Raw genomic sequence first — 15,146 nt, 5'->3', positions numbered from 1 at the left:
GGCGGCGTCCCAGACCTGAGGTCGGCCCTCATGGAGCACTCTGTACGCCCTGCGCCCAGTGGGCGGCCCCGATCAACGGCGCCTCCGCAGGCTGCCTGGCCGCCAGGACGCGCGGAGCGGGCTTGGCGGCCTGAGCCAGCCCTGTCGAGAGCGCAGGGTGGATCAAGTCCCACGACTGGGCCATGGACCCGCCGATGACCACCGCAGTGGCCTGGAAACGGGCGATCCACGGAGCCAGGGCCTGACCCAGGGTGTCGAAAGCGTAGCGGAAAGCCTCCGAAGCTGCGGCGTTGCCCCCCTTGGCCAGTGCGGCAATCTCGTGGACGTCCGGGAGGACTCGATCGTCCGGGAGGGTCTCGAGGCGGGCGTAATGCGCGCGGATGGCACGGCGCGAGACCAGGTCCTCCAGCGGGACGTGGTGCACGGTCAGACGGTGCACGTGTCCGCCGGGAGGCACCTGAGGGCCGTCGTGTACGGGTAGGCCGTTGCGCAGGAACGAGGAGCCCACGCCCGTGCCCAGCGTCAGGCACACCGCACGCTCGTGCCCAGCGGCGGCGCCGGCGCGATATTCGCCGAGGGCGAAGGCGTCGGCGTCGTTGAGGAAACACAGTCGCTCAGCCCGGTGGACCAGCCGCTGACGCAGACCGGCCCCGACATCGACGCCGGACAGTGACTCGAACTTCCCGATACCCGTGAACCGGCCTATCCCGGTGTCGTAGTCGAAGGGGCCCGGCATGGCCACGCCCCAGCACAGCCGGTGCCCTGCGGGCAGTTCCAGGGCGGCCAGGGCGATGGCGTCGAGGATGCCGTCGGCCGGGGCGTGCGAGCCCAAGGGTCTGCGGATCACTGAGGAAGAGATGGGGCAGTCGGTCGCAGGGTCGACGAGGGCAGCGGTGACGTGCGTTCCGCCGACGTCGAGAACGGGGATCGGCGCACGGGTCCGCTCGGCGACGGCACTGGTCACGGCTCAACCACCAGAGCCTTCACGAGGTGCACCTCGTCGTCGCCCACCGAACGGATGCGGTAGGAGCCGACCGCGGCGGGCACGGTGATGGTCTCGGCGAAGGCCAGGAAGTGGGTGCGTCCGTCGCTGGTCTCGATGACCGCGCCCTGGCCCGAGGCGAGGTTGAGGATGTGGAAGCGGCCGGCTGTGTCGTCGACGATGTCGGCGGCCGGGGCTACGACCAGGCGGTGCACTGCGTAGAACATCTCTGGCAGGGCGCCGATGACTTCCTCTCGCCAGCCCTCGCCCGCGCGCAGCGTACGGGGCTGCTGGATCAGGTCTTTCGTCACGTCCTCCCCCCGCCGGGCGGTGTCCAGATTGGCGAATCCGTGTGCGTAGGGCAAGGGCCGGGATGCACCCGTGGCGTCCTTGCGGAGCCAGTCGTAGAAGCGCAGGGAGTACAGATACGGCGTCGCACTCACCTCCAGCACCAGATTGCCCGCGCCCGAGGCGTGCGGGGTGCCGGCCGGGATCATGAACAGCTGGCCCACCGTGGCCGGATGGGTCTGGATGTGGGCCTCGACGGGCAGCAGGGTGCCGTTGGTGATGGCGTCCTCCACCTGGCGGCGCATGGCGTCGACGTCCGCACGCTCGGTGAGACCGAGCAGCACCTGGGCGCCCGCCTCACTGTCCGTGACGTAGTAGGTCTCGTGCTGGGTGTACGGCCAGCCGAACACCTCCCGCATGTACTGCTCCTGCGGGTGGCAGTGCAGGGACAGGTTGCCGCCCTGCATCGTGTCGAGGTAGTCGAACCTGATCGGAAAGGATGTGCCGAACCGACGGTGCACCTCCTGGCCGAGCATGTCCGTCGGGTGCAGGACGCACAGCAGTTGGAAGGGGACCTCGACCTGCGCCCCGCCCTCTTCGCCGACAAGGACACCCGCCTCGGGAGCGATCAGCTCGTAGCCGAGAGCGGTGTTGCCGGCCTGCGGGGTGAAGCCCAGTTCACTTGCCGCCCACTGGCCTCCCCACGGGGTGGAGTTGAAGTACGGGCGGGTGCGCACGGGCCCGCCGGCCAGGTGAGCCAGGGTGCTGCGCAGCGCGGTACCGTCCAGCGAGGTGGGCGATGCCGGGTCCTGCATGTCGATCCACCGCTCGACCTGTCCCGCATACGCGTCGCGGTGCCGGTCCAGAAGGGGCCAGTCGGTGTAGAACAGCCGCACCAGATCACCGGGCTCGCCGAAGCGGCCCAGGTTGACGCCCACCGGCAGATGCCCGTGTGCCACGGCAGCCTCGGCGTACCGTTTCGGCAGGTCCGCGTACCACAGCATGTCCGGTCCGAACAGCGCCGCGCCCGGCCCGAACACCACCAACACGCCGCCGTTCAGGGGCCTCTCAGCCTGATGAATGGAGTCGAACAGGTCCCCGACCTGCGCCTGGGACAGCGGGGTGAAGAACGGGTCGTCGGCAGGGACGGGCCGAGCGGTGATCCGCTCGGCAGCTGACGGCGCATAGTGACTGCGCACGTCCAGCAACTCCACCTCACGCCCCGCGGAGCGCAGGGCCGTCGTCAGTCCGTCGGCCAGCGCACCCCAATCCAGCGCAGAAGGACCGTCCACCGCCAGAACGAGCGGGCCGGACGGCAGCGTGGCGACGGCAGCCGGCCAGCCTGCGATCACCTGCCCGTCGACGGGGTCGTAGCTGGGGTGGGGGTCGTACGAACGAGAGGCGGAATGCACTTCTTCTCCTCGCTAGGCTCCGTCGTGTTAGTTAACGATAACAGTGAGCGGCTGGAGCGGTCCAACCCCTTCTTTCGAGTTTCCTTTGCACCTTAATCATGCTTGACCTGCTGTTATTGCAGAGACGCGCTATGGCGGCAACATCACATGGCGACGAACCCTTGCTACCACCGGAGTGTTGTCGTTAACTTCAGGCTCACATCCGGCCATGCCAGGTGGCCCGTTCGGTGAAGGTGATCAATGACAGCATCGGGCACGCCCCGCCGCGCAGCCGCGCCGCTTGCTCGGCGTCGCTTCCTCGCCGGGTTGACCGCAGGTGCGGTCACTCTCGCGGTAGAGGGCTGCGCTCGCGGAACAAGCACTTCCCCGCAGCCGGGGACGACGAGCATCTCCAACGACAACGCCACGTGGGACGAGGGGTATCGCTCAGCCGGGCGCGAACTGGAGAAGATCACCGGGTATGCGTTGCGGCCGCTGTCGAATCCCTCGGTGACGTCGTATCAGCAGGTCGTGCAGATGACCCTGCAGACCTCGAAGGCCTCCGACATGGTCAAGTGGGCCTCGGGCTATCAGCTCAAGCGTCTGGCCCGCGCAGGCGGACTCACCGATCTGTCGAGCGTCTGGGGGCAGTACGCGGCCAAGGGGTGGGTGCGCGACGCGACCCGGGAGACGATGTCGTACGACGGGAAGGTCTACGGCGTCCCGCTGTACGAGTCGTACTACGTGCTGTTCTACAGCAAGCCTGTGTTCAAGAAGCTGAGGCTGTCCGCCCCGTCCAGCTGGGCTGAACTGCTGCGCTGTGCGGAGGTTCTCAAACGGAACAAGATCACGCCGTTCCTGGCCAGCCAAGTCGGGGGCTGGCCCGCGATCGAGTGGTTCCAGGAGCTGGTCACCAAGGTCGACCCGCGTTTCTACCAGAAGCTGGTGGCAGGCGAGGCGTCCTATCTCGACGACGCAGCGCGCCAAGCGATGGACATCTGGCACGACTTCATGCGCAAGGGCTGGATGACATCGCCCGACTTCGACCAGGCCCGCGGCCCCGGCGCGCTGAAGGCCGGCACGGTGGGCATGTTCCTGCACGGCACATGGCAGGCGCAGGGCATGAGCGCCGTCGGCATGAAACCGGGCGTCGACTACGGTGCCTTCATTCTTCCCACGGTGCGGCCCTCGGCCCCCAAGAGTGTGATCACCGAGTCGGGCGTCTTCGCGGTGCCCGCCCGCGCTTCCTCGCACGCCGCGGCCATGAAGAATGTCGGAGCCTGGCTCGACCCGTCGGTCCAGCGGGTGTGGAGCGATTTCCTGCAGGACAGCTCTGCCAACCCGACGGTGCGTTCGAGCAACCCGGTCGTGGCGGAGCTACAGCGGGACATCGCCCGGGAGCGCCGGCTCCCGCTGATCAGGTACTGGGAAGCCAGCCCTCCGAGCCTCATCCAGGGCAACACCAACGACCTGGGCGGCTTTATGGCCGGGCAGACCTCCCCGGCCACCACGCTGCGCCGGATGCAGGAGCGTGCACAAGACGAATGGGCCGCCTGGAGGCGTGACGAAGCATGAGCACTTCCTCGACCGACCAACGCACTTCCGCCACCGGCGGCGGACTCCCCATAGTGTCCTCACCCGGCAGTGCACCGCCTCCGCCCACGACGCACACGTGGCGCAAGAGGCGTGAGCGCCTGACGGCCGGGACGTTCATGGCTCCGGCTGTACTCCTGGTCACCGCCTTCCTGCTCGCCCCGTTCGTCTGGACCGTCTATCGAAGCTTCTTCAGCGACACCCGGACCTCGTCCTTCAGCTGGTTCGACAACTACTCACTGTTCGCTTCCGACCCGGCGTTGTCCCGCTCGATCCAGAACACGCTGATGTGGGTGGTGGGCACAGTCCTGCTCCCCTTCGTGCTCGGACTTGCCATCGCCTGCATGACCAACGCCACCCGCTGGTCGGGGCTGGCACGGCTGTGTGTCGTGCTTCCCTATGCGCTCTCGGGTTCTGCGGTGGCAGTGGTCTGGAACTTCATGCTCACGACCGACGGCGCCGTCAACCAGGTCCTGACCACGCTGAATCTGGACTCACTCGCCCAGGGATGGCTGCTGACCTGGCCGGGCAACACCGTCGTGATGATCCTCGCCAACGCCTGGCAGGCCACCGGCGTGGCCGTCATCCTCTTTCTGGTCGGCCTGCAGTCCATCCCGCCGGAGACCGTGGAGGCCGGCGCCCTGGACGGCGCGGGGAGCTGGCAGCAGTTCCGCCACATCGTCCTGCCTCAGCTCCGGCCTGTCTCGATCATCGTGATCGGCATGAGTCTCGTCAACGGCCTCAAGTCGTTCGACCTGATCTGGGTGCTCACCCAAGGGGGCCCCGGCCGTGCCACGGAGACCCTTGCGGTGTCCATGTACAACGAGACCTTCCTGGAACTGCGGCCTGGTGCGGGAGCGGCGATCGCAGTCGTTCTCACCGTGATCGTGCTGGCGGCTTCCTGGCTCTATCTGCGCCGTCAGCTCGACGTGAAAGGCGAATAACCAATGTCTCTGGGCCGAGTTCTGCGCAATGGCACCGTCGTGGTGCTCGCCGTGCTGTGGCTGGTTCCGACCTGGCTCCTGGTGGTCAACGCACTGGTTCCAGCCGAGAGTTACTCGGGCAGTCCGCACTGGCTGCCGGAGAGTTTCGGACTGTTCGACAACATGTCCCAGGCCTGGGACAAGGCCCAACTCGGCCCGGCGCTCGGCAACAGTCTCCTGTACGCCGTTGTCAGCGCGCTGGCCGCTGTCGGGGTGGCCACGTGCGCCGCATTCGCCACCATCATCATGCCCGTGAAGCGCCAGGTGCTGTGGTTCTGGGTGATCTACTCAGGCACGCTACTGCCCCTGCAGGTCTTCATCCGGCCGCTGTTCCTCTCCTACGCGGAGACTTCCCTCTACGACACCCAGATCGGGCTCGTTCTGATCTACACGGCCATCGCGATTCCCTTCGCGTTCTTTGTCATGCGCAACTATGCCCTCACACTGCCGCGGGAAGTCGTGGAAGCCGCGCGCGTGGACGGTGCTTCCTGGTGGCGGCTGTTCTGGCAGATCCACGTCCCGCTGAGCAAATCCGCCATGATCGCCGTGTTCGTGTTCCAGTTCGTGGCCGTCTGGAACGACCTGATGTTCGGCATCACGCTCACCACGAGCCGCAACATCCGGCCCATCATGGCCGCGCTCGCCGATCTGCAGGGCAACTACTCCAACGTCGGGCCCCCGGTCGTGCTGGCCGGCGCCCTCCTCGTCTCCCTACCGACCCTGGTGCTGTTCTTCTCCGCCCAGCGCTTCTTCATCAGCAGCCTCAAGATCCACCGCTGACCCCTGCACGCTTCCTGCCAGCCACGAAGGGCAACCATGCTGAGATCACTGCTCCGCCATGCCACCGTGACCGCCGCCTGCGCAAGCCTGCTGTGGAGTGCCGTCCCCGCGCACGCCCAGCCCGCTCCTCCCGCACGCCCTCACCCCGTGTCCTCCGCCGTGTGGGCCGACCGTGCCACCAACGCCTACGACGCCCTGCAAACCCACCTGTACGAGGGCGCCGACAACCACGGCCTGTACCTGGAACGCACGCCCCGGCAGCCTACGGACCGGGAGCACTCCTACCTGTGGCCGCTGCGCGAGGCCGCCGCGGCAACCGTGGACATGCAGCAACTCCCGCGCACCGGCCCGGCCTACCGCCCGGACGCGGCCGAGCGCTTCGGCACCGTCGAGCTGTACTTCGCGCCCGGCGCCCGGCCGGGCTACCAGTCCTATCTGCCGGCCCCGCTGGGAACGGGCGGTGACGTGTACTACGACGACAACGCCGTGGTCGCGCTGAGCCAACTCGACCAGTACGAGAGCACCGGCGACACCAAGTTCCTGAACCGGGCCGAGCAGGTCGTGCCCATCGTCGCCCGCGCCTGGGACGGCGACCCCGCCAAGCCCTGCCCCGGCGGCATGGACTGGTTCGACTCCCCCAACAACAACGTCCGCGCCACCAATGTCACGGCCCTGTCCGCCCAGCTCGCCGCCAGGCTCTACGAGCACACCCACAAGCGCACCTACCTCGACAAGGCCAAGCAGTGGTACGGCTGGGTGTACTCGTGCATGCGGAAGGAACCGGGCCTGTACGCCAACGACCGCGGCGACGACGGCAGCACCAACCCGACCCTGTGGACCTACAACTCAGGCTCCATGATCGGCACGGCTACCGCCCTCTACCGCGGCACCGGCAACGCCGCCTACCTGAACAAGGCCGTCGAGGACGCCCGGGGCTCCCTGGCGTACTGGACCCAGGGCAGCCGCCTGCACGACCAGCCGGCCATCTTCAACGCCTTCTACTTCAAGGACCTGCTCGCCCTGGACGCCGTACGCCCCAACCCCGCCTACCGGCAGGCCATGAGCACCTACGCGGACAGCGCGTACGCCACCAACCGAAACGCCGCGACCGGGCTGTTCCACTTCCAGCCGTCGGGCGGCGGCGACTACGACCCCAGGATTCCGGCCGAAACCCTCGAACAGTCCGCCATGATCCAGATCTTCGCCACTCTGGCCCGCACCAGACGCTGAGACCACCATCCCCAGCCGGCTGACCGCCCCCCTCGTGACACCGCGCTTTGGCCCGCACATCATCAACTCAACCCAAATCTCTCAACCCAAAAGGACAGCAACGCACCATGCCCAAGGCACCATTGACCCGGCCTTCCTGGTGGGATTCCGACATCGCGCGCGACATCCTGCGTGACCGCGTGGTCACCACCAGCGCCGGCATCGGCGACCTGCGGGTGCAACTGTCGGGCGAGCCCCTGCTGCGCCGCGACGGCAAAGGTGGACTGCTCCAGTCCATCCGACTGCGTCTGCGCCGCCGCGACGCGGACTCGCACAACGCCCTGCCGCGCATCACCCGGGCCCGGGTCACCACGAGCGGGGGCACCCCGGTCACCTGCGTAATCCTCCCCGGTCCAGGCTCCGACACCCGCATCCTGGTGCCGGAAGTGGACGCACCGACACCCCTGCTGCTCGAGCTGCCCGACCTGGAAGAAGGCACCCGGTTCGACTTCGAGGCGCGCCCGCAGCGTCACTGGACGCTCCACCTGGTGCAGCACTCCCACCTCGACATCGGCTACACCGACCCCCAAGGTCGGGTGATGGCCGAGCACCGCGCCTACCTCGACTCGCTGCTCGAGCTGTGCCACGACACCGACGACTGGCCGGAACCTGCCCGGTTCCGGTGGGCCGTTGAGGGCTTCCACTCCTTCCAGGACTGGCAGTCCAACCGCCCTCGCCGCCAGGTCGACAGCTTCCTCGACCGGGTGCGCGAAGGCCGCGTCGAACTCACGGCGATGCCGTTCAACCTCCACACGGAGACCTGCTCCACCGACGAACTGCACGAACTCATCCGCCCCGCGCTGGAATTGCGCGACCGGCACGGCGTCGACATCCGAACAGCCATGCAGACCGACGTGCCCGGCCAAGTGGTCGGCCTGCCCGACGTCCTGGCGGGCAACGGCATCCGCTACCTCTCCGTGGCGCACAACTGGGCCGGGCGCGCCGTACCGCACCTCGTCGGAGGGGAACACCTGCCACGGCTCTTCCGCTGGCAGGCACCCAGCGGCAACAGCCTCCTGGTCTGGCGCACGGACACACCGCACGGGCTGGCGTACATGGAGGGATCGATTCTGGGATTCGACGAGTCCTACCACCACGTCGACGACCTCCTGCCCGCCTACCTCAGCGCGCTGGCCGAGTTCCCCTACCCGCACGAAGGCCGCGGGATCCCGGGCTTCCCCATTCTCGATCACGGCGTCACAGCCGATCCCTATCCCTGGGACGTGCTGCACCTGCGGGTGCTGGGCAAGTTCGCGGACAATGGCCCGCCCCGGCGGATCATCTCCGAAACCGTGCGCCGTTGGAACGAGCAGTGGGCATTCCCGCAACTGCGGACCTCCCGGAACCAGGACTTCTTCGAGGACGCCGAAAAGCGTGTCGGGGACCAGCTGGAGACCTATCAGGGTGACTGGAGCGACTGGTGGGTCGACGGGGTCGGTGCGGGGGCCGTCCCGCTCGCTGCCACGCGCCGCGGCCAGGCCGCCCTCGCCGAGGCGCAGACCGTGGCTGGTTACGCTCAGTTGATGGGCGTGCCCGGCAGCCCGGTCATCACCAAGACGGCGCCGGCCGTCTACCGTTCGGCCTCCCTGTTCAACGAACACACCTGGGGCGCCGGTGACCCCTGGACCCACGGCGATCATGGACACGGCTCCGGCGAAAAGCAGTGGCACTGGAAGTACTCCCAAGCCCTGCGCGCCCACGACGACGCGGAGACCCTGCTGGACTCCGCCGCCGCACTGCTCGGCGAAGCCTTCGCGCCCTCAACTGGCGCTCTGGCCTGCTACCACATCGTGAACACCTGCAGCTGGCCACGCACGGAGACGGCGCGACTGTTCCTGCCCGAGAGCACCGTGGCACTGAGCGAGGCAGTGCGGGTTCTCGATGCCCGTACCGGCACGTCCCTGCCCTTTACGGAGGAAGCCCAGAGCAACGACCGCCACCGGGCAGCCGGCCGGTTCCTGCGCGTGCCTCTCACTGACGTGCCGGCCTGCGGATCCTTGCGCCTGGACATCCTCCCCGGTGCCACTTCCTCCACCGCCTCTACGGAAAACGGTGACAGCACCGACCTGCCCGCGGATCCGACCGTCCTGGAGAACGATCACCTGCGCGTCGCGGTTGATCTGAGCCAGGCCTGCATCGGCTCGATCCTCGACAAGCACACCGGGCGCGAACTCGTCCGGCGGGACGCCGTCATCGGCTTCAACGGCTACGTGTACGACGAGTACGCCACCGCCGGGGCGTTCAATCACCAGTCCAGCAAGACCGTCGCCGACGACTCGATGCACCTGCTCGCCTCGCGCCACACGGCACCGCCCGCAGCACTCGTCGAACGCCGCGTCGACGCCACCGGCCACACGCTTGTCTATGAATGCGCCCCGGCCGGCACGCGCCGACTCCGCGTGACGGTGCACCTGCCCCACGACGCGGCTCGCATCGACATAGAAAACCGCATCGACAAATCCGCGACGCTGACCAAGGAGAGTGCGTTCTTCGCCTTCCCCTTCGCCCTGGACGATCCCGCCGTACGCATGGAAGCGACAGGCGGCGTCACGGGCACCGGACTTGCGACCGTGCCAGGGTCCGCCACCCATATGCGAGCCGTCCGGCGCTGGATCAGTTTGAGGGACGGCCTCCACCACGCCGCGCTGGCCACGGCCGACGCGCCCCTCGTCCAGCTCGGCGGGATCGCGATCCCTTACGTTCCCTACCCGCAGTCGTTGCCGCAAGAGGAACCGGCCACCGTTTTCTCCTGGGTGCACAACAACATCTGGGACACGAATTTCCCCGCTCAGCAGGCCTTTGATCACGTCTTTCGCTACAGCGTCGGTTTCGCCGCCGCCGAGGGGACTTCCAGTGCCGCACACGCCTCCGGCGGACTCGGCGACCAACTGGCCATGCGTACCGCGGCCGTCACCAGCCACCCGCTCGTAGCGGTCCGCGCCCGTGCCGAGGCGCAGCTGAATCCGCCGGCGCAGATGCAGTTCCTGACCGTGGAGGATCCCCGTGTACGTCTCGTGGGCCTGACCGTCCCGAGCGAAGGAAGCCTCATGATCCGCCTACAGTCCAACGCCGATGTCCCGGTCACCTGCCGTCTGAGCACCCGGTTCCCCTTCACCCAGGCTCTCCACACGAACTACCTCGGCCTGTTCCCCAGCGAACTCAACCCGGAACCGGACGGCGTCATCTCGGTCGATGTGCCGGCCTTCGGACCGGCAGCAGTCACCCTCCAATTGCGTCAAGCGGCAGTCAGCACGTCGGAAGACCGCAGCTCCAAACCGCCAACTCCACAGCAACAGATCAGCTGAAGCACCGGACATGAGCCCCACCATGCCGGGGCGGAACGTAGCTGGGGCGGTACGTAGCTGAGGCGGATCGTCTGCTGCTCGGCCACCTTGGCGAGCCGGACCGCATCCAGCTTGCAGGCGCCGCTGAGGTGTTCGCTCCCGAGGGACGCGGGTGGGTCGGCGGGCTACACGCAGGACACTCTGCGTGGCCGCGGGAGGCCCGGCCGGGCTCGATGAAGGGTCGCTACGGTGCGGCCAGGGCTTCCCTCGGGGCCAGTTGGGAGGCGCGGAAGGCGGGGTAGAAGCCGGCCAGGGCGCCGATCACCAGGGTTGTGACGACGCCGCCTGCCATCGCCCAGACCGGGACGACCACGGGCCAGCCCTGGGAAAAGGCGTATGCGGTGGTCACGCCGACGCCAAGGAGGACGCCGCCGATTCCGCCGAGGTCGGCACGTAGTTGAGACTCGGTCAGGCCAGTTCCGCTCCCCCGCGTCCCCTGTGTCCGTCCTGCCGACGGACCGTGCGGAGCGACACCTGCTGCTCGGCGAAGACCGTCGCTACCCTCGGTCCCGGTGACGACCTCGAGACGATGCGGCGAGCGAGCGAACCACGAGCGCGCACTGCTGGACAGCAAGCTTCACGCCGAACGGCAGATCACCGCGATCACGGTGCGAAGACAAACCCGAAGACGATCATCCATCTGCAGTGGCACATGGCCCTGCGACCGGTCCACGAACTGAGGCAACGGCGAAGGGAAGAAGATCACGTTCTTCGGGTTCGTCACCCGACGACGAACCCGTCCCGCGCGGCACGCAGCGCCCCGCCGGGAACGGCCACCGCTGCCAGGTCACCCGCGTACGGCGCTACCTGAACGCCTTCCCCCGAGATACACCAAGTACGCGGCACCGATCAGCTTGACCACGCTGAACAACAGCGCCGACCGTTCCAGCAACGAGCCTCGACCCAGCACCACCCCGACCGCGGATGAGGATGATCAGTGCAGCCGCAACCGCGAAGGCAACAACGTGACCAAAGCGCACCTTGCGCGGAGGCTGCGTCGAGTCTCCTCGTCCTCGAGTCAGTCCTCCTCGTTCACCCAGCTCATGAGCTTGCGCAGCTCCTTGCCGGTGGTCTCCAGGAGCGACTCGGCGTCTGCCTGCTTGTACTCGTTGTACTTCTTCAGACCGCCGTGGTACTCGGCCATCCACTCGCGGGCGAAGGAGCCGTCCTGGATGTCGGCGAGAATCTGCTGCATCTCGGTCTTGGTGGCGTCGGTGATGATCCGCGGGCCGGTGACGTAGTCGCCCCACTCGGCGGTCTCGGAGATCGACCAGCGCATCTTCTCCAGGCCGCCCTCGTACATCAGGTCGACGATGAGCTTCAGCTCGTGCAGGCACTCGAAGTAGGCGATCTCCGGCTGGTAGCCGGCCTCGGTCAGCGTCTCGAAGCCGGCCTTGACCAGCGCGGCCGTACCACCGGCGAGGACGGCCTGCTCGCCGAACAGGTCGGTCTCGGTCTCCTCGGTGAAGGTCGTCTTGATGACGCCGGCGCGGGTGCCGCCGATGCCCTTGGCGTACGAGAGAGCCAGCGCGAAGCCGTTGCCGGTCGCGTCCTGCTCGACGGCCGCGAGGCATGGCACGCCGCGGCCCTCCTCGTACTGACGGCGCACCAGGTGGCCCGGGCCCTTGGGGGCGACCATGCACACGTCGACGTTCGCCGGGGGCTTGATGAAGTCGAAGCGGATGTTCAGGCCGTGGCCGAAGAACAGCGCGTCGCCGTCCTTGAGGTTGTCCTTGATGGACTCCTCGTAGACCTGTGCCTGGATCGGGTCCGGCACCAGGATCATGATCACGTCGGCCTCGGCGGCGGCCTCCGCCGGGGTCACCACGCGCAGCCCCTCCTCCTCGGCCTTCGCCTTGGACTTGGAGCCCTCGTGCAGACCGACGCGGACGTCGACACCCGAGTCACGCAGCGACAGCGCGTGGGCGTGGCCCTGGCTGCCGTAGCCGATGACCGCGACCTTGCGGCCCTGGATGATGGACAGGTCGGCGTCAGCGTCGTAGAACAGCTCGGCCACTTTGGGTTCTCTCCTTGTGTGCAGGTGTTGCGTCCCACCGTATGACGGCGGGTGGAAGGGCGTGGATGGGTGTTGCCTTGACAAGGCCCCCGCGGGCCATCTGCCAGACCTCGCGGAAGAAGCTCCAACACTCGCTCCGCGGCGGGCTGAGTCAAGTCCCGCCGCGGGCTGTCATACGCGGCTCACTGGAAGTCGCACCCAGGGTTGGGGGCGTCCTGGGAGAAGGGTGCGCCGTGCGGGAGGATGTAGAGGACCTCCAGAACAACGTCCGTGGAGCCGAGGTTGCGGCCGATGTGAACGCGGTCGGGCCCAGAGGGTTCCTTCAACGTGGTGCCGCTCTTGTACACGCCGTCTGAAGCACAGGTGGCGTCGTAGTGGCTCAACGTTCCTTTTTTGACGTATCCGTAGAGGGGGCCGTCGTGGTAATGCCAACCGGTGGCCTGACCCGGCGGGATGGTGACCTCTCGCAGGATGTAGTCCTTACCGCCGACTGTGGTCTGAGTGATGACCTTGCCGACGACTCCCGGGCCGCCGGGAGTCGCGTGAGCGGCCCCGGCAGGCAAGGTCACCCCCGCGAGCACCGCACCAACAGTGAGCATTTTGGATAAATTCCGCATTCGCTTCTCTCACTTCAGGAAGAAAGCATGAATATCGCGTACGTGTCTGTGCGCTCGCAACAAACATCGCCTGCCGTCGGCTGGCTCACGCGCTTCTCGTATTTCGTATGTGCTTCAGGCCCTGAACAGGCCGGGCCGTACCTGTTCCACAGCCTAGGAAGACGGGCACAGCACAAGCTTGAACCACACCGTCATCCGATAGAACACAACCGCCACATGACCGCGCCGGAACAACACATGCGTGGTCGGTGGGCGGGCGGCGGGTGGTGGTCCAACCCAGGGCCCCGCGCGTGGCGACACGGCTCATCGACGACGTCTCCGAGGTACTCGACGAGCAGACCGTCGTGGTCCCGGACACTGGCACCCTCGACATCGTGCTCCGCGACGGCACCTTCTACGAACCCCGAACCCCAAGCCTTGCTTGACGAAAGACATAGAGGCACCCCCGGGGCTCCCACAGATCCCGGCAGCACGGCGCCGAAGGGCCAAGTCCTTCATCCCTCGCACAGCACCGCATCGAGCTCGCCGCCCACACCGGACTCAACCCTGCCTGCGATGCGTTTAGCGCGGCCCTCTGCCACCACGCGGATACTCTCGAAGCAGCCCTTGCTCCACGGGTCATCACTTCACCGTGGCTCTGTTCACGTGTTCTGAGGGGGTGTTCTGTGAGTGCTCGGCGGAGTCGTAGTGATCGTCAACCAGAGCCCCGGCGGCGGGGGCCTGGAGGCGTTCGTCGCCGGCGACCGCCCGCTGGACGGCGAGGACGTGGTCCTGTGGCACACCTTCGGCCTCACCCACTTCCCACGCCCGGGAGGTGATGACCGGCCGGATCAGCGTCCAGGCTTCATCCGACAGGTCGCTCGGGTACGGCTCGCGTCGCCGTGGCCGGGACGTCGGGCCCGCCGGCGGCCTGCCGAGCAGGGCCGGCCATGCGGTGAGGCTGTCGTCGTAGGACCACAGCAGGTAGGGCGCGATGTGTGGATCGGGGGTGGTGGTGCGGTCGTCGAGCATCGGCATGAGAAGGATCTGCCGGGCGATCTTCGGGCCGCCGCGCTCGCGGGCGAGGATCGACACGGCTGCGGCGATTCCGCCGCCGGCGCTGTCACCCATCACGCCGATCCGGTCGGTGTCGACGCCGAGTTCGGCGGCGTGTTCGTGCAGCCAGCGCAGTGCGGTGTAGGCGTCCTCGAGCGGGGTCGGGAAGGGGTGCTCGGGGGCGCGGCGGTACTCGACTGACAGCATCGGTACGCCGCTGGCGGAGACGTAGCGGGCGAGCGGCCCGTCGAACAGGTCGATGTGGCCGAAGATGTATCCGCCGCCGTGGACGAACAGCACGGCCGGGCCAGGCGCCGCGCCGTCCTTGGTGTACCAGCGCATGGTGATCCGCGCTCCGTCGCCGGTGGTCGTGTAGTGCTCGCTGGTCTTCACGTCGGCCGGGACCGGCTGGGCCGTTCCCGCGGGCCGATGATCGGCTCCCACATGGCGCGCCGCGCCGCGATGTCCCCCACGGCCGGTGGTGTGGCGTCCGCCATCGCGCCGGCCATCGGGGCCAGCGCCTCGGCGATTTCGGGATCCAAACTCAGTGCCATGGCCTTTTCCTTTCGGTGGAGGATCGGCATCAGGCGGTGGGCGGGACGACGATGGCCTTGCCGTGCACCGCGTTTTCGGCGGCCCGGGCGTGGAGCGCCGGCAGCTTGGCCAGCGGCACCCGCTCGGCGACGTCGACGCGCAGCTCGCCGCGGTCGATCAGCGCTGCCAGCTGCGACAGCTGGTCGGCGTCGCTGCGGACGAACAGGTCGATGCCGCGTACGCCGCGCTCCTGGTCGGAGGGCGCGGGCATCCATACCGTCGTGTTCACCACGACCCCGCCCGGACGGACCAG

Annotated in this window: 12 protein-coding genes and 3 pseudogenes; 7 read left to right on the top strand and 8 right to left on the bottom strand. The window is 67.7% G+C overall.

The annotated features are described in order from the left end of the window. Positions 1-28: 28 nt before the first annotated feature. Together G5C60_RS21140 and G5C60_RS21135 are read right to left on the bottom strand one after the other, a co-directional pair. Entirely contained in the window at positions 29-964 is a 936-nt protein-coding gene (locus G5C60_RS21140; RefSeq protein ID WP_165261586.1) for an ROK family protein, read from the bottom strand. Then, positions 961-2,682, bottom strand: coding sequence for a class I mannose-6-phosphate isomerase (locus G5C60_RS21135; protein WP_338145879.1), 1,722 nt, complete (start codon positions 2,680-2,682; stop codon positions 961-963). The genes G5C60_RS21140 and G5C60_RS21135 overlap by 4 nt, the downstream gene beginning before the upstream one ends. Before the next feature lie 240 nt (positions 2,683-2,922). Here G5C60_RS21135 and G5C60_RS21130 point away from each other — a divergent pair, with 240 nt between their 5' ends. The 5 genes from G5C60_RS21130 (at position 2,923) to G5C60_RS21110 (ending at position 10,591) form a co-directional block, all read left to right on the top strand. Continuing rightward, on the top strand, positions 2,923-4,236 hold the full coding sequence (locus tag G5C60_RS21130) for an ABC transporter substrate-binding protein (RefSeq protein WP_165261584.1): 1,314 nt from the start codon (positions 2,923-2,925) through the stop codon (positions 4,234-4,236). Continuing rightward, positions 4,233-5,198 (top strand): carbohydrate ABC transporter permease, encoded by a 966-nt coding sequence (locus G5C60_RS21125; protein ID WP_165261582.1) that lies wholly within the window; start codon positions 4,233-4,235, stop codon positions 5,196-5,198. The genes G5C60_RS21130 and G5C60_RS21125 overlap by 4 nt, the downstream gene beginning before the upstream one ends. Before the next feature lie 3 nt (positions 5,199-5,201). Continuing rightward, on the top strand, positions 5,202-6,017 hold the full coding sequence (locus tag G5C60_RS21120; RefSeq protein WP_206439797.1) for a carbohydrate ABC transporter permease: 816 nt from the start codon (positions 5,202-5,204) through the stop codon (positions 6,015-6,017). A gap of 36 nt (positions 6,018-6,053) precedes the next feature. Then, entirely contained in the window at positions 6,054-7,247 is a 1,194-nt protein-coding gene (locus G5C60_RS21115) for a glycoside hydrolase family 76 protein (protein ID WP_165261580.1), read from the top strand. A gap of 107 nt (positions 7,248-7,354) precedes the next feature. Next, positions 7,355-10,591: a glycoside hydrolase family 38 N-terminal domain-containing protein gene (locus tag G5C60_RS21110; protein WP_165261578.1), complete on the top strand. Its 3,237-nt coding sequence runs from the start codon at positions 7,355-7,357 to the stop codon at positions 10,589-10,591. 223 nt (positions 10,592-10,814) lie between these two features. Here the strand turns inward: G5C60_RS21110 and G5C60_RS21105 are convergent, their stop codons facing one another. The 3 genes from G5C60_RS21105 to G5C60_RS21095 all read right to left on the bottom strand — a co-directional run bounded on the left by G5C60_RS21105 (position 10,815) and on the right by G5C60_RS21095 (position 13,264). Further along, positions 10,815-10,979, bottom strand: a complete 165-nt coding sequence (locus G5C60_RS21105; RefSeq protein ID WP_420907395.1) for an ABC transporter permease — start codon at positions 10,977-10,979, stop codon at positions 10,815-10,817. A gap of 669 nt (positions 10,980-11,648) precedes the next feature. After that, entirely contained in the window at positions 11,649-12,647 is a 999-nt protein-coding gene (gene ilvC / locus G5C60_RS21100; protein ID WP_165261576.1) for a ketol-acid reductoisomerase, read from the bottom strand. Positions 12,648-12,829: 182 nt separating this feature from the next. After that, the gene (locus tag G5C60_RS21095; RefSeq protein ID WP_165261574.1) at positions 12,830-13,264 is read right to left on the bottom strand and encodes a cupin domain-containing protein; all 435 of its coding nucleotides are present in this window, start codon (positions 13,262-13,264) and stop codon (positions 12,830-12,832) included. 218 nt (positions 13,265-13,482) lie between these two features. Here G5C60_RS21095 and G5C60_RS54205 point away from each other — a divergent pair. Then, positions 13,483-13,644: pseudogene (locus G5C60_RS54205) on the top strand (IS110 family transposase); the annotation flags it as partial. Between the two features lie 289 nt (positions 13,645-13,933). Continuing rightward, positions 13,934-14,020 (top strand): annotated as a pseudogene (locus G5C60_RS53715) (hypothetical protein); the annotation flags it as partial. 168 nt (positions 14,021-14,188) lie between these two features. Here the strand turns inward: G5C60_RS53715 and G5C60_RS51180 are convergent. From G5C60_RS51180 to G5C60_RS21080, 3 genes and pseudogenes are all read right to left on the bottom strand, one after another. Next, positions 14,189-14,641: pseudogene (locus G5C60_RS51180) on the bottom strand (alpha/beta hydrolase); the annotation flags it as partial. Positions 14,642-14,688: 47 nt separating this feature from the next. Continuing rightward, positions 14,689-14,853: a hypothetical protein gene (locus G5C60_RS51175; RefSeq protein ID WP_206439796.1), complete on the bottom strand. Its 165-nt coding sequence runs from the start codon at positions 14,851-14,853 to the stop codon at positions 14,689-14,691. Positions 14,854-14,882: 29 nt separating this feature from the next. Further along, positions 14,883-15,146: zinc-binding dehydrogenase (locus G5C60_RS21080; RefSeq protein WP_165261572.1), on the bottom strand; the 264-nt coding region annotated here is incomplete at its 5' end.

Origin of the sequence: Streptomyces scabichelini, assembly GCF_011045015.1 — a bacterium.
GTDB lineage: Bacteria > Actinomycetota > Actinomycetes > Streptomycetales > Streptomycetaceae > Streptomyces > Streptomyces scabichelini.
Note: the sequence above shows the minus strand (reverse complement) of the source record. Positions and strands in the feature narration are given on the sequence as shown.